Source organism: Pseudomonas sp. Z1-29 (genome assembly GCF_051131995.1).
GTDB lineage: Bacteria > Pseudomonadota > Gammaproteobacteria > Pseudomonadales > Pseudomonadaceae > Aquipseudomonas.
This window is the reverse complement of sequence record NZ_CP071645.1, coordinates 948544-966693: the sequence shown is the minus strand read 5'-3', so window position 1 is coordinate 966693 and position 18150 is coordinate 948544. Positions and strand designations below refer to the sequence as shown.

Genomic DNA, 18150 nt, shown 5'->3' with positions numbered 1-18150 from the left:
TCACTGTATTTGCCGCCACATGATACGACGGCTGCCACCGACGGACTTGGTCAGCAGGTCGGTGATTCCACCACCGGAGTCATTCACGACCATATTGGTTGCTCCATTGGCGCTGACGACGGCACTCAAGGTCGGGATCCCCCCCGTGAACACCACGCCAGCGGAAATCGTGTCGAGGGTATTGATCGAACCATCGTTGTTGGTATCGAGCACCGCGTAGTTGAGCATCTTACCGTTGAACGCATCCACTTCGATCAGCTTGCCGGTACCGAAGCTCGCGCATGGGTCAGTGGTATCAACGGCGGCGGTGGTGAAGACAACACGCCCAAGTACCAGGCTGGCCGGGTTGATTACCCGTTCGCCGGTCAACGCGTTGTTGTATATCAGCGGCAGATACCAGCCTTTTTGCGTGGGATAGGCCACGTTATTCTGGCTGGTGGTCACGAATTGCCCGGTAGTACCGGAAAAAATGCTGGTGATCGACTGGGCCTGCAGGCTTGCCACGGTAATCTGCCCGGCGCCGCCGCTAGCGTCCCAGATCGAATAGAAACCTTGCAGGTCCTTGTTGAGCTTGTCCGCCGACTCGTTGAACTTGCCCGTGCCGAAAAATACCTGGATGCCGCCCTGGGGGTTCTCCGCCAGCAACGGTTGCGCGGTGATCGGCTGTGTCGCCCCACCTGGAGCGGTGAACAACGGCTGGCCGGCAAACGCCAGGCCCCAGGTGTTCGGCGAAGTCGCGCTGAGGTCGAACTTCCACATCCGTCCTTTCAGGTCCCCGCCATAGGCCGCCTGCACAACATTCTGGGCGTTGACCCGCAGCTTGACCGACGAAAGGCCGTTATTGGTGTCGGGGCTGTTGACGACAATCTTGCGAATCAGCGAGCCGTCGCGAACGTCCACCACGTACAGCGCCGCCACGCCGGTATTACTGCCATAACCATTGGCGATGAACGCCGCCCAACGACCGTCCGCAAGGCGCGCGACTTCAGGGCGCGCATAGGCGTAGCCCAGGTCATTGAAGGCATTGGCTGCGTTGGCGATGGTCGGCGCGCTGATCTCCCACAAGGCCCGGATCGCATTGCCTGCCGCTGCATCGAACAGCTGCACCGCGTAAAACGCCCGGCCCCCCGCGCCAGTGCCCCCCAGGGCCAGCGTTTTCCAGACGCTGCCCAGTTGCGCATCGAATACAGCAACCTGCCCGTCCACCAGGAATTTATGACTCACGCCATTGATGTAGCCGGGATCAGCGATGAGTTGCAATGAAGGCAGCACGGTCGACGGCATATATGCGTAACGGCGGGCTCCGTTGGCGCTGTTGATGACACTGAAGAAACCTTCATTGCCATTCACCACCAGGCTGCTGCTCATGTTTGCCGCCTTGGTCGTCAGGTAATTGCTGTAACTGGTGTCGTTCAGCAGGTCCGAGGCGGTCTGGTCATTGGGCGAGGCCAGGACCAGCGGCGAATTGATGATGTCCCCCAGCAGGACGCTGCGCACCTTGAGCCCGGTCCTGTTGACGCCCTTGCTCCATTCCACCAGATCGCTGCCGGTGATCCCCGTGGGCAGGCCCTGGCTCAGGCTGGTTTGCTGGGCCGGCGAAAAGTTGCCGTAGGCCAGGGTCACCGGCACGTTGGTCGCGGTGTTCCAGGACTGGTAGAGCGGCGGTGTGGCACCGGGAACGATAGCGGTGTCAGTGGTCCACTGCGCTGCTGCGGTGTTCACCGTTCCAGCGGAATTGAAGCCGAATGCCTTGATGGTGCCGCGCCAGTCCCTGGGGTCGTAGGTGGTCTGGTAAAAACTGGAAGTGCTGGAGAGCGTCGCGCCATTGCTGGTGCCGCCGCCTCCCGAACCGGCCTTGGAGGTGATGTCGCTCAGGGCCGACGACAGGGCCGAGTTCAGGCCTTCACTGTCGGTGGCCGGATAATATTTGCCCGCACCGTAACGAGCAGCGTCGGAAAGCATCTGGTTGGTGACAGCAAAACCGACGGTGTAGGTATTGAGGTACTGTCGGCGGAATTCGGCTCCATCCCAGCTTTTCCCGGTGACGTCGGTGCCGGTGGAACGCATGTCGATGTCGAAGGCGAATTTGGCAATGTCGTCCAGGTACAGCGTGTCGCCCTCTCCGTCCCCCTTGGGATCGGCGCCATCGTTGGCGCTGATGCCATCCCAGTTTGGCAAGCGGCTCCCCCCGGACGGATCATCGGTAGGAAACGTTCGGTCAAAAGTGGGCAAACCATCAGTGATCACCACGCCAAAATTTTTCTGGCATCGGTACTGAATCGGGCTGGTATAGGTACTTGGGGTGTTGTTGTAATAAGGCGCCATACCTCTGAAATAACGAGTGACTTCGTAGTAACTCTCAGCCAGCGGCGTATTGGCGACGGCGCCTAGCGCGTTTATGGCGCTGATCAAGGCGCTGTAGTTAGTATTCGCCTGCGTCTGGGTGACACTGCCACTTACCGGCGACAGATCGCTGATCGCACGAGCAATATAGCCGCCAGGGCCGGAGTTGAAGCTGTTGGGCGAATTGAAAGTGGCAAGGCCGATGCGCAGGGAGCGATTGTTGCCGACCAGATCAGTCGAAACATTCCTTGCTACGTTTATTCGATAGTCTCTCGGGATTGAGCCGTTGGTGAAGTCCCGGCTTGAACCGTTGGCAAGGGTGACTAGATAAGATAAGTACTTAGCTGTGTAGCGAGTATTCTCGCCGCCAACCGGATCGGGTAACCGCAGGCAAACCTGACCAAAGCCAGTTCGGTAGAAGCCATACCAGCCATTTAAACAATCGCCGCGGAACAGACTCGCAAGCAAGACGTTCCCGTCGTTTGCCGCAAGCAGCGCCCTATTGCTGCTGCTACAACTTCTGTCGTCAGTGCATATAGAAATCGGTGGTTGCGTTGCCGCCGGATCAAACCCCGCCGCCCAGATAATGTTGTTCATGCTCCCCGAATCATCGATCAGCAGCATCACGTTGGGCGTCACCGCCGCCGCACTCAACAGCGGTGATTCCGACGGTGTGAAGCCATAGACCGGGGCCGTCAGGTAAAGGCTGAGCAACATCCCCCACAACGCCTGGCGCCAGCCCCGAAGCACTCTAATATTTCGCATAGATGCTCTCCACCACGCTGCGCTGGTTGTTGCCCACCACCGCCACCGCCGTGATCCGGTACAGCGTCGCCGAGGTATTGAGCGGCACGTTGACTGCCGTAAGGGTTGTGCCGATATTCTGCACGCCGTAAAACCCACCGGCGGCGGCCACCCAGAGCACCCCCGACGAGGAATAGCGCCCCGCCGCCGTCACTGTTGCCGACTCAGGCGGTGGCGCGCACTGGGCCGCGGTACAAACCGGCAGCGAATAACTTTCTGCCTGCACCGCGCTTTCCCCGACCCTCAGCGCCGCCTCGGCCATCTGGAACGACTGGTTGCGCTGCATGACGCTGCTGGTCATCTTTTCCTGAAGCGTGGCGCTCTGCATCGACGACAAACCAATCAGTGTCAGCAGCAGCAAAAAGACCAGGCTGACCAGCAAGGCCATGCCGCGCTGGCGATACCCGAAACCTGTCGACCTCATCAGTCGCCCCCTCATAGCAGCCGGTTGCGCAAGGCAGCAACCACGTTGAAGGTCTGCTCGCGCACGGTATTTTTCGGGTCGAACAGCGTCAGCGTCAGGCGCACGCTGCGGATCAGCGCCGGGTCGCTCGGATTGCCGCTGTAGCTGGTGGCCGCGATGTCCGTCGCGCTGCCGGCCACGCCGAAGGTCACGTCGAATGCCCGCACGTTATCCACCAGCACCGCCATGGTCGGGTTGCCAGCGCCGCTCCCCAGCAATAACTGATTGTTGTTGAAACCATAAATCAGCCGCCGGATCGGAAAGGCCATCTGCCCGCTCGCGGGTGCTCGCGTTCCGGTGTAGGCGGCGGCCGTATTGCGGCAATCGGAAACGATGGTCCAGGTCGGCGCACTGCCGCTATTGCCGATATCCGCCGTGACCAGGGTCAACCTGCGGGTGGCGTTGTCCCAGCGAATCGGGGTGATCTGGCTGGCGGCGAAATCATTGTTCGAAGACGCATCGGTGACCGTCGCCAGGCAGCCGAACATGCCCACCATGCGAATTTCCTGAACCATTTTGCTCAAGGCAAACCGTGCATCCTCCTGCATCACCGCGGCGGCACTCTGGCTTACGTAAGTATTTTTCGCGGCGATGAAAATCTGCACGACGCCCAGCACGACGATCAAGCTGATGACCAGCGCGATCATCAATTCGATCAGCCCGAACCCCCGGCTATGCCGGTTCATGGCGTCGTCGCCAATGGATCGACAGCGACCCGGCTGGTCAGCACAAAGCTGCGTCGCGCCTCGGCCGCGTTGGTCGTGTTGGCAGCCCGGGCGTCGTCCCAGGAAATGGTGATGGTGTAGACCCGCTGGTTCAGCGCAACCGTACCGGTGGCCGTGGCGCCGCCGAAAGCGACGATGTTGGTCTTGAAGTCATAAAGATCCTGGTCCCGGGCCACGTTGAGGTTCGGCGAGCTCGGCGGCGTGATGGTGTAGTCGGCACCGGAATTGGCCCGGATGCGGTCCAACAGGTCGTAGGCGATGAAGCTGGCCTGGCTGGTCATGCGCGAGCTGTCGGTGTATTTGAGGGCATTGAGCTGGACCATCGCCGCCCCCAGCAAACCCACGCCGAGAATCAGCATCGCCACCAGCACCTCGATGAGCGTCATGCCCTCCTGCGCCGTTTTACTGCAATCCTTCATCCGCAATTTCCACCCAATACGATTCGTCCATTGAGGCAGACATTGAGCGTCCTGCTCTGCGCCCCTCTCACGTAATTGAAGCCCACCGGCGTGGTCGGTGCCGATAACCCGCCCAGGTTGTTGAAATCAATGTTGGTCACTTCTGAGGTTAGCGTCAGAGTCACGCCGCCGCCCATTGCTGGAACAACCCGCAATACATTGGTCGGATTGGCCGGGTTGCCCGTGTTGTCATACACCATCAATTCGCCGCTCCAGGCACCGCCCTGCGTGGTGGGACGAATTCGCGTGGTGATGCCACGGTTGATCGCTTCCATTCGCGCGAAATTCAAGGCTCGGCGCAGGTCGTCGATCTCGGTATCGGCCTTGGTACTTTGCAGCGAGCCGGTGAATGACGGCACCGCCATGGTGATCAGGATCAGCAGCACGCCGAGGGCCACCAACACCTCGATCAGCGTGAAACCTTTTGTACGAAGATCCATCGATGCCCTCCGTTGCCGTCGGCTATACCTGCTTCTACACGCTAGAACAAACAACCGCCTGTGGCGAGGAGGCTTGCTCCCGCTCGGACGGGCTGGCGCTCCAGCGCGTAGCGGCCGCTATTTTTGGGGCTGCTGCGCAGCCCAGCGGGAGCAAGCTCCCTCGCCACAAAGTGCTTCCTGCCACACTGGGTTCCTTGCACAACCGCGCTGCTTCACACTCTCCAGGGAGGAGACATCATGTACCAACAGGGCTTCAGCCTGATCGAACTGCTCATGGGACTGGCGATTGCCGCAATTGTTCTGCCGTGGGCCGGTGCAAGCTACAAAGAGCTGATCGAGTCCATCGAACGCGAGGATACCGCCCGGTTGCTGATCAGCGGGTTGCGTTTTGCCCGCAGCGAAGCCATCACGCGCAACCGCCGCATCTTGATCCAGGGAATCGACAATGATTGGGGCAGGGGCTGGCGGATCACGCTGGACAACAAGGAGCAAACCTTGCTGAGGGAGCGCAGCGGTCATGCTCGGGTGGTTGGCAACTCGCCAGTGAAACACCGGGTGAGGTTCGGCGGCCAGGGAGAAGCCCTGCACCCCGACGGCGCGTTCCAGGCAGGCACGCTGCATGTCTGCGCCAGACGCGGGCCGGTCAGCCATCACCAGGTGATCCTGGCGCCCTCCGGCCGCGTCCGCCTGGAAAGTGTCAAAGCCGAGCAGGCCCTGTGTGAAAAAGGACTCAAAGCAGGGAACGGACCCGCAGCTCTTTCGGCATCGAGAACGTAATGTTTTCCTCGCGCCCCGCCAGCTCGTCGGCACCCGTTGCGCCCCAGGCCTGCAACTGCTCGATCACCCCGCGTACGAGGACTTCCGGCGCGGAGGCACCGGCGGTGATACCGATCCGCTCGACACCGTCGAACCAGCTGCGCTGCATGTCCTCGGCACCGTCGATCAGATAGGCCGGGGTCGACATGCGTTCGGCCAGCTCGCGCAAGCGGTTGGAGTTGGAGCTGTTCGGGCTGCCGACCACCAGGACTACATCGCACTCGTTGGCCAGTTGCTTGACCGCGTCCTGACGATTCTGGGTTGCGTAGCAAATGTCATCCTTGCGCGGCCCGCCGATGGCCGGGAAGCGCGTGCGCAGGGCGTCGATCACCCGGCTGGTGTCGTCCATGGACAAGGTAGTCTGCGTAACGAAAGCCAGCTTTTCCGGGTTGCGAACCTGCAAGGCCGCCACGTCTTCTTCGTCTTCGACCAGGTAGATCGCGCCGCCATTGCTGGCGTCGTACTGGCCCATGGTGCCTTCAACTTCCGGGTGGCCTTCATGGCCGATCAGGATGCATTCGCGACCATCACGGCTGTAGCGCGCCACCTCGATGTGGACCTTGGTAACCAACGGGCACGTAGCATCGAACACTTTCAAGCCACGGCCGGCAGCTTCGGTACGCACCGCCTGGGAAACGCCGTGGGCGCTGAAGATCACGATGACGTCGTCCGGCACCTGGTCCAGTTCCTCAACGAAGATGGCCCCACGGCTGCGCAGGTCCTCGACGACGAACTTGTTGTGGACCACTTCATGGCGCACATAGATCGGCGGTCCGAAGACTTCCAGGGCGCGGTTGACGATTTCGATCGCCCGGTCCACGCCAGCGCAGAAGCCACGGGGGTTGGCGAGTTTGATTTGCATGCTGTGCCTCGTGTCTGTGGGAGCGAGCCTGCTCGCGATGCGGTGGTTCAGTCAACTCGGTGGCGACTGTGACGCAGCCTTCGCGAGCAGGCTCGCTCCCACAGGTATTGTGGGTGCGGTAATTGCTGTTAAACGTTAAACCGCCTTCACTTCAAGGATTTCCACCTCGAAGCTCAAGGTCTTGCCCGCCAGTGGGTGGTTGAAGTCCACGGTCACCTCGGCATCGTCAAAAGCTTTCACCACACCCGGCAGCTCGGCGTTGGCCGCGTCGTTGAAGATCACCAGCAGGCCCTCGGACAGCTCCATGTCCTGGAACTGCGAGCGTGGCATGGTCTGCACGTTTTGCGGGTTGGGCTGACCAAAGGCATTTTCCGGAGGAACCACCACGGTGCGCTTGTCGCCGGCCTTGAAACCGAAGATCGCCGCTTCAAAACCCGGCAGCAGGTTGCCGTCGCCGACCTTGAACACCGCCGGCGCCTTGTCGAACGTGCTGTCGACGGTGTCGCCGTTTTCCAGGTGCAGGGCGAAGTGAAGCTTCACTTCGGTGTTTTGAGCGATACGCTGCTCAGTCATGGACGGCTTCTCCGGTTTTCTTGCTCTTGAACATATCCAGGGCGAGCATTACGGCGCCCACGCTGATGGCACTGTCGGCAATGTTGAACGCCGGGAAGTACCAGCGGTTCTGCCAATGCACCAGGATGAAATCGATCACATGGCCCAAGGCAATCCGGTCGTACAGGTTGCCCAGCGCGCCACCCAGGACCAGCGCCAGCGCCACGGCCAGCCAGGTCTCGTCACGCCCCAGGCGCTTGAGCCAGACCACCAGCACGGCGCTGACCACGACGGCGATCAGGGCGAACAGCCAACGCTGCCAGCCCGAACTGTCGGCCAGGAAGCTGAATGCCGCGCCGGTGTTGTAGGCCAGCGTCCAGCTGAAGTAGTCGGGGATGACCACGATCTGCTGGTACATGGTCAACGAACTCTCGAAGTAGTACTTGCTGGCCTGGTCGATGACCAGTACCAGCACACTCAACCAGAGCCAGCCCAGCCGTCCGAAACGGCCTGCTGCGTTGGGCGCCAGATCAGGCATAGTGGCGAACCTCGCCCGTACCGCTGATGTTGTCGACGCAACGACCACAGATTTCCGGATGCTCCGGGTTCACACCGACGTCTTCGCGGCAGTGCCAGCAACGGGCGCACTTGACGAAGCTCGACTTGACCACCTTGAGCTTCAGGCCGCTTACCTCGGTGACCACCGCATCGGCCGGCGCCTGCACCAGCGGCGCGACGCTGGCGGTCGAGGTAATCAGCACGAAGCGCAGCTCGTTGCCCAGCTTGGCCAGATCGGCACCCAGCGCCTCTTCGGCGTAAAGGGTCACTTCAGCCTGCAGGTTGCCGCCGACAGCCTTGGCCGCCCGCTGGATTTCCATTTCCTTGTTGACCGCCGCCTTGACCGCCATGATCCGGTCCCAATACGCACGGTCCAGCTCGAAGCCTTGCGGCAGTTCGGTCAGGCCTTCGTACCAGGTGTTGAGCATCACCGATTCGTTGCGCTCGCCCGGCAGGTATTCCCACAGCTCATCGGCGGTGAACGCCAGGATCGGCGCGATCCAGCGCACCAGCGCCTCGCTGATGTGGAACAGCGCGGTCTGGCACGAACGACGTGCCTTGCTGTTGGCGCCGGTGGTGTACTGGCGGTCCTTGATGATGTCGAGGTAGAAACCGCCAAGCTCCTGCACGCAGAAGTTGTGGATCTTCGAGTAGACGTTCCAGAAACGGTATTCACCGTAGTGTTCCTGCAATTCGCGTTGCAGCAACAGGGTGCGGTCCACGGCCCAGCGGTCCAGCGCAAGCATGTCTTCGGCCGGCAGCAGGTCGGTGGCCGGATTGAAACCGGTCAGGTTCGAAAGCAGGAAGCGCGCGGTGTTGCGGATCCGCCGGTAGGCGTCCGCGCTGCGCTGCAGGATCTGCTCGGAAACGGCCATCTCGCCGGAATAGTCGGTGGACGCGACCCACAGGCGCATGATGTCGGCGCCGAGGGTGTCGTTGACTTTCTGCGGCGCGATCACGTTGCCCAGGGACTTGGACATCTTGCGGCCGGCCTCGTCGACGGTGAAACCGTGGGTCAGCAGCTCGCGGTAAGGCGCGTGGTTGTCGATGGCGCAACCGGTCAGCAAGGACGAGTGGAACCAGCCACGGTGCTGGTCCGAACCTTCCAGGTACAGGTCGGCGCGCGGGCCGTTCTCGTGGCCCATCGGATGCGAGCCGCGCAGCACGTGCCAATGAGTGGTGCCGGAATCGAACCAGACGTCCAGGGTATCGCTGATCTTGTCGTACAGCGGCGCTTCGTCGCCGAGCAGCTCGGCGGCATCGAGCTTGAACCAGGCTTCGATGCCTTCGGCTTCAACGCGCTTGGCCACTTCTTCCATCAGCTCGACAGTGCGCGGGTGCAGCTCGCCGCTTTCCTTGTTCAGGAAGAACGGGATCGGCACGCCCCAGTTGCGCTGGCGGGAGATGCACCAGTCCGGACGGTTGGCGATCATCGAGTGCAGGCGCGCCTGCCCCCAGGCCGGAACGAATTGGGTCTCTTCGATGGCCTTGAGCGAACGCTGGCGCAGGGTGTCGCCGCTGGTTGGCTGCTTGTCCATGCCGATGAACCACTGCGCGGTCGCGCGGTAGATCAGCGGGGTCTTGTGGCGCCAGCAGTGCATGTAGCTGTGTTCGATGACAGTGGTGTGCAGCAGCGCGCCGACTTCGGTCAGCTTGTCGACGATGGCCGGGTTGGCTTTCCAGATGAACTGGCCGCCAAAGAATTCCAGCGACGGTACGTAGACGCCATTGCTCTGCACCGGATTGAGGATGTCATCGTTGACCATGCCGTATTTCTTGCAGGTCACGAAGTCGTCGACGCCATAGGCCGGCGCGGAGTGAACCACGCCAGTGCCGGCGCCCAGCTCCACGTAGTCGGCCAGATACACTGGCGACAGGCGGTCATAGAACGGATGACGGAAGTTGATCAGCTCCAACGCCGAACCTGGCGCGGTGGCAATCACCGAACCTTCCAGGCTGTAGCGGGCCAGGCAGGATTCGACCAGCTCTTCGGCCAGCAGCAGCAGTCTGTCGCCGACGTCGACCAGGGCGTAGTTGAATTCCGGATGGACGTTCAGCGCCTGGTTGGCCGGGATGGTCCATGGGGTGGTGGTCCAGATCACGATGGCGGCCGGCTTGGCCAGCTTGCCCAGGCCGAAAGCGGCGGCAAGCTTGTCTTCATCGGCGATCGGGAACGCGACATCGATGGTCGAGGACTTCTTGTTCTCGTACTCGACTTCCGCCTCGGCCAGGGCCGAACCACAGTCGAAGCACCAGTTGACCGGTTTCAGGCCCTTGAACACGAAGCCGCCCTCGACGATTTTCGCCAGGGCGCGGATTTCACCGGCTTCGTTCGCAAAGTCCATGGTCTTGTACGGATTGGCGAAGTCGCCCAGCACGCCGAGACGGATGAATTCGGACTTCTGCCCTTCGATCTGCTCAGTGGCGTAGGCACGGCACAGCTCGCGGGTCTTGTCGGCGCCCAGGTTCTTGCCGTGGGTCACTTCGACCTTGTGCTCGATCGGCAGGCCGTGGCAGTCCCAGCCCGGGACATACGGCGCGTCAAAACCCGACAGGGTCTTGGAGCGGATGATCATGTCCTTGAGAATCTTGTTCAGCGCGTGACCGATGTGGATGGTGCCGTTGGCGTACGGAGGGCCGTCGTGCAAGACGAACTTCGGACGATCCTTGCCAATTTCGCGCAACTTTCCGTACAGGCCAATGCTGTCCCAACGCTGCAGAATCTGTGGTTCGCGCTGAGGCAGGCCGGCCTTCATTGGGAAGGCGGTGTCCGGAAGGTTTAGCGTGGCTTTATAGTCGGTCATTTAAGGCTCTTCATTAGCGATTGGCGCTGGTTGCGACAAGGGCACGGGCGGCGGCGATATCTGCATGGATCGCCGTCTTGAGCGCCTCCAGAGAGGCAAAACGCTGCTCTTCACGCAGCTTCTGGTGGAAAACCACCGTCAAACGCCGGTCATACAGATCGCCGGCAAAATCCAGAATGTGTACTTCGAGATGGGCCTTGCCATCCCCCTGCACCGTGGGGCGTACGCCGATATTGGCGACGCCGGGCCAGGTCTTGCCGTCGATGTCGACACTCACCAGGAACACCCCAGTCAACGGCACACGACGGCGCTTGAGTTGCACGTTGGCCGTCGGCGTGCCCAATTGGCGCGCCAGTTTCTGCCCGTGCAGGATCCGCCCGGCAATCCGGTACGGCCGGCCGAGCAAGCGCTCGGCCAATTCGAAGTCCGCCGCCGCCAGGGCATTGCGGACCTGGGTGCTGCTGACACGCAAACCGTCCATTTCGACGGTCTGTGCCGCTTCGACGGTGAAGCCCTGGGCGATGCCGGCCTGTTGCAGGTAATCGAAATCCCCTGCCCGGTCGCAGCCGAAACGGAAATCGTCGCCGACTTCCAGATGCTTCACGTCGAGACCGTCCACCAGGATGGTATCGACAAACTCGGCGGCGCTGAGCTGGCTCAGGCGCTGGTTGAAGGCCAGGCAGAGGACCCGATCGACGCCTTCGGCGGCCAGCAGTTGCAGTTTGTCACGCAACCGGGCCAGACGCGCCGGAGCGGTGTCCGGGGCAAAGAACTCCCGGGGCTGCGGCTCGAAGATCACCACGCAACTGGGCAGGCCCAACTCCAGCGCACGCTCGCGCAGCCGCGCCAGGATAGCCTGGTGGCCACGGTGAACACCGTCGAAGTTGCCAATAGTGGCGACACAGCCCCGATGCCGGGGACGCAGGTTGTGGAGGCCTCGAACCAGCTGCATAACGCGCTTCTTGCTCATAAAGTGGCCGATTATAACCACACCCGGCGGTCGGCGACAGGCAACACCGTAACCCAAAGTGATCGAACCGACAAAACCGCCGTCCGGCCCGGGATTATCGAAGGCAACCGTTCAGCTCAAGGCCTTGCGATTGAAGTCGCGCAGACGGAATCCCATCAGCAGCAACATGCCGAAATAAGCCACCACGCCGGCCACGACCAGCACGCCCAGGCGCAGGAAGCGCTCGAACATCTGCCCTTCACCCCAAGCCGGCATGAAATGCATCCCCGCCAGCAACACCGCCGACATCACCGCTACGGCGACCAGCAGCTTGAGGCCGAACCTGACCCAGCCGGGCTGCGGCTGATACATCTTCTGTTTGCGCAGCTGGTAGAACAGCAGTCCGGCGTTGAGGCAGGCACCGGCGCTGATCGCCAAGGCCAGGCCGGCATGGGCCAGGGGTCCGATGAGCAGCAGGTTGAACAGCTGGGTCATCACCAAGGTAAAGATGGCGATCTTCACCGGCGTGCGAATGTTCTGCTGGGCGTAAAAACCCGGCGCCAGGACCTTGATCACAATGATTCCAAGCAAGCCCACCGAATAGGCGATCAGCGCGCGCTGGGTCATCAAGGCATCAAACGCATTGAACTGGCCATACTGGAACAGCGAAACCGTCAGCGGCTCGGCAAGGATCCCCAGCGCCAGCGCACAAGGCAGGACCAGCACGAAGCACAGGCGCAGGCCCCAGTCGAGGATGCGCGAGTATTCATGACGGTCCTGGCTGGCGTAGGTCTTGGCCAGGGTAGGCAGCAGAATCGTGCCCAGCGCCACGCCCAGTACGCCGGAAGGCAGCTCCATCAAGCGGTCGGCGTAGTACATCCACGAGACCGAGCCGGCCACCAGGAACGAGGCGAAAATAGTGTTGATGATCAGCGAAATCTGGCTCACCGACACCCCAAGAATGGCCGGCAGCATCTGCTTCATGACGCGCCACACACCACTGTCGCGCACGTTCAGGCGCGGCAGTACCAGCATGCCGATCTTTTTCAGGTGGGGCAGTTGATAGAGCAATTGCGCCAGGCCGCCGACCAGCACCGCCCAACCCAGGGCCATCACCGGCGGATCGAAGTACGGCGTCAGGAACAGTGCGAAGACGATCATGCTGACATTGAGCAGCGTCGGCACGAAGGCCGGCACCGAGAAACGGTTCCAGGTATTGAGGATCGCCCCGGCCAGCGATGACAGGGAAATCAGCAATATATAAGGAAAGGTCACCCGCAACAGGTCGGAGGTGAGCTGGAATTTTTCCGGCGTGTCGGTGAAACCTGGCGCGGTGGCCCAGATCACCCAAGGCGCGGCGAGCATGCCGGCCGCGGTGACCAGCGCCAGCACCAGCGTGAGCAAACCGGTCACATAAGCGATGAAAGTGCGGGTCGCCTCGTCGCCCTTCTGGCTTTTGTATTCGGCCAGGATTGGCACGAAGGCCTGGGAAAAGGCCCCTTCGGCGAAGATCCGCCGCAGCAGGTTGGGCAGTTTGAAGGCGATGAAGAAGGCGTCGGTGGCCATTCCGGCACCGAATATCCGCGCGATCAGCGTATCGCGAACGAATCCCAGGACCCGGGAAAGCATCGTGATAGAGCTGACGGCAGCCAACGATTTGAGCAGATTCATGAAAAGAGTTTGTGCCTGTCGATAAACAGCAGGCGAACAACGCGCCCACTTGTGCGATACTTCGCGCCGCTAAACAGCACAGCGCCAAAGCCCGCGAGTTTACAGGTCGCACGCCGGAAAGAAATCATTCGGTGCGCCGCACCTGCCATTCAGCGGAACGTGTCACCCGCCCTTGACAACACGTCAACTCATCGGCATGATTCGCGGCCTATTTTGTTTGCTATTTCCTAAAAAGTCTTTCGAGGAGCTCGACGGTGGCCAACTCACCTTCCGCCAAAAAACGTGCAAAACAGGCTGAGAAGCGTCGCAGCCACAACGCCAGCCTGCGTTCCATGGTCCGTACCTACATCAAAAACGTAGTCAAGGCCATCGACGCAAAAGACGCTGAAAAAGCACAAGCTGCTTACGTTCTGGCTGTGCCAGTTATCGACCGCATGGCCGATAAAGGCATCATCCACAAGAACAAGGCTGCTCGCCACAAGAGCCGCCTGAATGGCCACGTAAAGGCCTTGAACGTTGCCGCTGCTGCCTAAGCGACGCGCTCGTTAAAAAACCGACCCCAGGGTCGGTTTTTTATTGCCTGGGATTTGTCAGGCGCACCACAAGCAAGAACTGTGGGAGCGAGCCTGCTCGCGAATACGGTGTGCCAGGCAGCATCAATGTCACTGGCAGACTGCATTCGCGAGCAGGCTCGCTCCCACAATGGTTTTTGCGTGGTTATTGAGCCTTGGCCCACGGCAGGATCGGAATCGCCGTCACCGCATTCTGCGGGCTACCCTCGATCACACGGTCGCTGTAGACCAGGTACACCAGCGTATTGCGCTTCTTGTCGAGAAAACGCACCACCTGCATGGTCTTGAACACCAGCGAGGTGCGCTCCCGGAAGACCTCCTCGCCATCCTTGAGCTCGCCCTTGAAGCTGATCGGCCCGACCTGGCGGCAGGCGATGGACGCCTCGGCGCGATCTTCGGCCAGCCCCAGGCCACCTTTTACGCCGCCGGTCTTGGCACGCGACAGATAGCAGGTCACGCCATCGACCCTGGGATCATCGAACGCCTCGACCACGATCCGGTCGTTTGGCCCGACAAACTTGAACACCGTGGACACCTGCCCGATTTCCTCGGCAGAGGCCAGCAGCGGCAGCGCCACCAGCAAGCCGATCAATCCTTTTGCCAAACCCATGATTTTTCCTTAGACGAGGATCAGGTTGTCACGGTGAACCAGCTCAGGCTCAGCCATGTAACCCAGCAGACCAACAATCGCATCAGACGATTGGCCGATGATTTTCTGTGCTTCCAGCGCGCTGTAGTTGGCCAGGCCCCGGGCAATCTCTCGACCATCCGGCGCTACGCAAACGACCATTTCGCCGCGGCGGAAGCTGCCCTGGACCAGCTTCACGCCTACCGGCAGCAGGCTTTTGTTACCTTGAGACAGCGCCGACACGGCCCCGGCGTCCAGCACCAGCGTGCCCCGGGTTTGCAGATGCCCGGCCAGCCACTGTTTGCGCGCCGCCAGCATGCCGCGCTCAGGCGACAACAGCGTACCGATGCGCTCCCCGGCCTTGAGGCGATCCAGCACCCGCTCCAACCGACCGCCAACGATGATGGTATGGGCGCCAGAGCGCGCCGCCAGACGCGCCGCGCGCAGCTTGGTCTGCATGCCGCCGCGCCCCAGGGCTCCGCCAGTGCCACCCGCCACCGCATCCAGCGCGGGATCGTCGGCTCGGGCTTCGTAGATCAGCTTGGCATCAGGGTTATTGCGCGGATCGGCGTCGAACATGCCGTCGCGATCCGTGAGAATCACCAGCAGGTCGGCTTCCACGAGATTGGCTACCAGCGCCGCGAGCGTGTCGTTGTCGCCGAAACGGATCTCGTCGGTGACCACCGTGTCGTTCTCGTTGATCACCGGGATGACTTTCAGCTCCACCAACGCTCGCAGCGTGCTACGGGCATTGAGGTAACGCTTGCGGTCGGACAGGTCGTCGTGGGTCAGCAGGATCTGCGCCGTGTGGCGATCATGCTCGGCAAAGCTCGACTCCCACGCCTGCACCAGACCCATCTGGCCAATGGCGGCAGCGGCCTGCAGTTCGTGCATCGCGCTGGGTCGCGACGTCCAGCCCAAACGGCTCATGCCGGCCGCCACAGCACCCGAGGAGACCAGTACCAGCTCGACGCCCGCCTCATGCAGGGCCACCATCTGCTCGACCCACACCGCCATCGCCTGGCGATCCAGGCCCTTGCCATCCGCCGTCAGCAGTGCGCTGCCGATCTTCACGACCCAGCGTTGCGCACCCGTCACCTTGCTCCGCATTTTCTTCAACCTTTGCCAGCGAACAGCGCGACCCAGCGCCACTCATGGGATTATTCGTATTTGCGTTTTTCAGATACCAAAACGCCGCTCGAATGAGCGGCGCCTTGAAAACCGGCCGACCGCGATGATAACACCGCGCCGAAACACTTGAACCTGCTCCCCATGCCAGCTACCCGAGAAACCTTGTGGGAGCGAGCCTGCTCGCGATGGCATAGGGTCAGCAGCATGAATGCTAACTGACACACCACCTTCGCGAGCAGGCTCGCTCCCACAGGTTTTGATCTCAAGCGGCCTGCATCAGCACCAGATCAGTCGCGAACGTAGATGATTTCCGGACCGTCTTCGTCATCCACATCCTCTTCGTCCCAATCGTCATCACCGATGTCATGGACCGACTTGACGCCGCTGCGGCGCAGGGCACGCTGGTCGTCCAGCGCCTGCAACTGGGCGCGCGCCTCGTCTTCGATGCGCTGGTCGAGCTCGGCCAGCTCTTCCTTGTAGGCCGGATCATTGGCCAGGCGATCAGCACGATCTTCCAGGTAACGCATGATGTCGTGGCAAAGGCGCTCGGTGCCTTCTTTGGCAATGGCCGAGATCACGTAGACCGGACCTTCCCACTCCAGGCGATCGACGATTTCCTTGACCCGCTCTTCGTGCTCTTCTTCGAGGATCTGGTCGCACTTGTTCAGCACCAGCCAACGGTCGCGCTCGGCCAGGGCCGGGCTGAATTTGGTCAGCTCGTTGACGATAACCTCGGCGGCATCGGCGGCATCGGTTTCATCCAGCGGCGCCATGTCGACGAGGTGCAGCAACAGACGGGTACGGGACAAATGCTTGAGGAAACGAATCCCCAAGCCAGCACCTTCGGAGGCACCTTCGATCAACCCTGGAATGTCGGCGATCACGAAGCTTTTCCAGCGATCGACACTGACCACGCCCAGGTTCGGCACCAGGGTGGTGAACGGGTAATCGGCGACTTTCGGCTTGGCCGCCGACACCGAGCGAATGAACGTACTCTTACCTGCGTTCGGCAGGCCCAGCAGACCGACGTCGGCCAGCACTTTCATTTCCAGCTTCAGGTCACGCTGCTCGCCTGGCTTGCCCGGCGTAGTCTGGCGCGGCGCGCGGTTGGTACTGGATTTGAAGCGGGTGTTACCCAGACCGTGCCAGCCGCCATGAGCCACCAGCAGGCGCTGGCCGGCCTTGGTCAGGTCGCCGATGACTTCCTGGGTGGCGGAGTCGATCACTGTGGTACCGACCGGCACACGCAGGATCAGGTCTTCGCCCTTCTTGCCGGTGCAGTCGGTGCTGCCGCCGTTGGAACCACGCTCGGCATCGAAATGCCGGGTGTAACGGTAATCCACCAAGGTGTTGAGGTTTTCATCGGCGAGCATGTAGATCGAGCCGCCATCGCCCCCGTCACCACCGTTCGGACCACCGTTTTCAATGAATTTTTCCCGACGGAAACTCATGCAACCATTGCCGCCGTCGCCAGCCTTTACTCGAATCGATACTTCATCAACAAACTTCATGACACACGCCTCTCGCCGTACGGACGAGCCAAAAAAACAAGACATAAGACTCTTGCAAAAATGAGCGCAGCGACCTGAAAACACGCCCCAACCGCAGCGCCGACAGCCCATACAAACAGTTTTGCAAGAGACTCACCCCACAAACGAAAAAGCCCCGTCGCAAGACAGGGCTTTTCCAGCGGTCTCGCAATTAAGCTGCGATAACGCTTACGTAACGACGACCGAAGGCGCCTTTTACTTCGAACTTGATCACGCCTTCGACTTTAGCGAAGAGGGTGTGATCCTTGCCCATGCCAACGCCGTAGCCAGCGTGGAATTGGGTGCCGCGCTGACGCACGATGATGTTGCCCGCTTTGATAGCCTGGCCGCCATACATCTTCACGCCAAGGCGTTTGGCTTCTGAGTCGCGACCGTTACGGGTACTACCACCAGCTTTTTTGTGTGCCATGAGTTCAATTCTCCTAGTGAGGAATTAGGCTGGAATTAAGCCTGAATACCGGTGATTTTGATCTCGGTGTACCACTGGCGGTGGCCCATACGCTTCATGTGGTGCTTACGACGACGGAACTTGATGATGCGGACTTTATCGTGACGACCTTGGGAGATCACTTCAGCCACAACGGTAGCGCCAGCAACGACTGGAGCGCCGATATTCACGTCGTCGCCATTGGCGACCAACAGAACGCGATCAAAAGTCACGGATTCGCCGGTAGCGATTTCCAGTTTTTCGATCTTCAGGTATTCACCTGGGGCGACCTTGTATTGCTTGCCACCAGTAACAATTACTGCGTACGACATGGTATTTCTCCGATAATCCTGCTCACCCAGCGCTTTATAAGAAGAGGTATTGGCTGGCATGGCTG

At 60.9% G+C, this 18150-nt stretch carries 18 protein-coding genes; 2 read left to right on the top strand and 16 right to left on the bottom strand.

The annotated features are described in order from the left end of the window. Genes J3P84_RS04510 through J3P84_RS04490 form a run of 5 tightly spaced genes read right to left on the bottom strand, consistent with a single transcriptional unit; the run spans position 1 to position 5233 of the window. Positions 1-3108: a pilus assembly protein gene (locus J3P84_RS04510; RefSeq protein ID WP_434628169.1), complete on the bottom strand. Its 3108-nt coding sequence runs from the start codon at positions 3106-3108 to the stop codon at positions 1-3. Then, positions 3095-3571, bottom strand: coding sequence for a pilus assembly PilX family protein (locus J3P84_RS04505; RefSeq protein WP_434628166.1), 477 nt, complete (start codon positions 3569-3571; stop codon positions 3095-3097). The genes J3P84_RS04510 and J3P84_RS04505 overlap by 14 nt, the downstream gene beginning before the upstream one ends. A gap of 11 nt (positions 3572-3582) precedes the next feature. Further along, positions 3583-4296, bottom strand: a complete 714-nt coding sequence (locus J3P84_RS04500; RefSeq protein ID WP_434628163.1) for a PilW family protein — start codon at positions 4294-4296, stop codon at positions 3583-3585. Continuing rightward, a complete protein-coding gene (gene pilV, locus J3P84_RS04495; protein ID WP_305498723.1) occupies positions 4293-4754 on the bottom strand; it encodes a type IV pilus modification protein PilV in 462 nt (153 codons plus the stop codon). The genes J3P84_RS04500 and pilV overlap by 4 nt, the downstream gene beginning before the upstream one ends. Next, positions 4751-5233 carry a GspH/FimT family pseudopilin gene (locus J3P84_RS04490; protein ID WP_434571729.1) on the bottom strand — a complete coding sequence of 161 codons (483 nt, stop codon included), beginning with the start codon at positions 5231-5233 and terminating at the stop codon, positions 4751-4753. The genes pilV and J3P84_RS04490 overlap by 4 nt, the downstream gene beginning before the upstream one ends. Before the next feature lie 237 nt (positions 5234-5470). On the opposite strand from J3P84_RS04490, the gene J3P84_RS04485 reads away from it, so the two are divergent. Beyond that, positions 5471-6010, top strand: coding sequence for a GspH/FimT family pseudopilin (locus J3P84_RS04485; RefSeq protein ID WP_434628159.1), 540 nt, complete (start codon positions 5471-5473; stop codon positions 6008-6010). On the opposite strand, the gene ispH is transcribed toward J3P84_RS04485, so the two are convergent. The 6 genes from ispH to murJ form a co-directional block, all read right to left on the bottom strand. Further along, positions 5964-6911: a 4-hydroxy-3-methylbut-2-enyl diphosphate reductase gene (gene ispH / locus J3P84_RS04480; protein ID WP_434628157.1), complete on the bottom strand. Its 948-nt coding sequence runs from the start codon at positions 6909-6911 to the stop codon at positions 5964-5966. The two genes, J3P84_RS04485 and ispH, sit on opposite strands and share 47 nt — an antisense overlap. Before the next feature lie 135 nt (positions 6912-7046). Continuing rightward, positions 7047-7484, bottom strand: coding sequence for an FKBP-type peptidyl-prolyl cis-trans isomerase (fkpB, locus tag J3P84_RS04475; RefSeq protein WP_434571725.1), 438 nt, complete (start codon positions 7482-7484; stop codon positions 7047-7049). Continuing rightward, positions 7477-8001 (bottom strand): signal peptidase II, encoded by a 525-nt coding sequence (lspA, locus tag J3P84_RS04470; RefSeq protein WP_434601878.1) that lies wholly within the window; start codon positions 7999-8001, stop codon positions 7477-7479. The genes fkpB and lspA overlap by 8 nt, the downstream gene beginning before the upstream one ends. Then, on the bottom strand, positions 7994-10825 hold the full coding sequence (gene ileS, locus J3P84_RS04465; RefSeq protein ID WP_434628153.1) for an isoleucine--tRNA ligase: 2832 nt from the start codon (positions 10823-10825) through the stop codon (positions 7994-7996). The genes lspA and ileS overlap by 8 nt, the downstream gene beginning before the upstream one ends. 13 nt (positions 10826-10838) lie before the next feature. Continuing rightward, positions 10839-11777, bottom strand: a complete 939-nt coding sequence (ribF, locus tag J3P84_RS04460) for a bifunctional riboflavin kinase/FAD synthetase (protein ID WP_039593898.1) — start codon at positions 11775-11777, stop codon at positions 10839-10841. Between the two features lie 129 nt (positions 11778-11906). Then, a complete protein-coding gene (gene murJ, locus J3P84_RS04455) occupies positions 11907-13445 on the bottom strand; it encodes a murein biosynthesis integral membrane protein MurJ (protein ID WP_434628149.1) in 1539 nt (512 codons plus the stop codon). 254 nt (positions 13446-13699) lie between these two features. Between murJ and rpsT the strand changes: the two genes are divergently transcribed. Further along, on the top strand, positions 13700-13978 hold the full coding sequence (gene rpsT, locus J3P84_RS04450; RefSeq protein WP_020798646.1) for a 30S ribosomal protein S20: 279 nt from the start codon (positions 13700-13702) through the stop codon (positions 13976-13978). A 184-nt stretch (positions 13979-14162) separates the two neighbouring features. Here the strand turns inward: rpsT and J3P84_RS04445 are convergent, their stop codons facing one another. From J3P84_RS04445 to rplU, 5 genes are all read right to left on the bottom strand, one after another. Beyond that, on the bottom strand, positions 14163-14627 hold the full coding sequence (locus J3P84_RS04445; RefSeq protein WP_305498707.1) for a CreA family protein: 465 nt from the start codon (positions 14625-14627) through the stop codon (positions 14163-14165). A 9-nt stretch (positions 14628-14636) separates the two neighbouring features. Beyond that, entirely contained in the window at positions 14637-15755 is a 1119-nt protein-coding gene (gene proB / locus J3P84_RS04440; protein ID WP_305498706.1) for a glutamate 5-kinase, read from the bottom strand. A gap of 308 nt (positions 15756-16063) precedes the next feature. Beyond that, positions 16064-17287: an Obg family GTPase CgtA gene (gene cgtA, locus J3P84_RS04435; RefSeq protein WP_060740551.1), complete on the bottom strand. Its 1224-nt coding sequence runs from the start codon at positions 17285-17287 to the stop codon at positions 16064-16066. 190 nt (positions 17288-17477) lie between these two features. Further along, on the bottom strand, positions 17478-17735 hold the full coding sequence (gene rpmA / locus J3P84_RS04430; RefSeq protein ID WP_003205738.1) for a 50S ribosomal protein L27: 258 nt from the start codon (positions 17733-17735) through the stop codon (positions 17478-17480). A 35-nt stretch (positions 17736-17770) separates the two neighbouring features. After that, positions 17771-18085: a 50S ribosomal protein L21 gene (gene rplU / locus J3P84_RS04425; protein WP_003176051.1), complete on the bottom strand. Its 315-nt coding sequence runs from the start codon at positions 18083-18085 to the stop codon at positions 17771-17773. Positions 18086-18150: the final 65 nt, after the last annotated feature.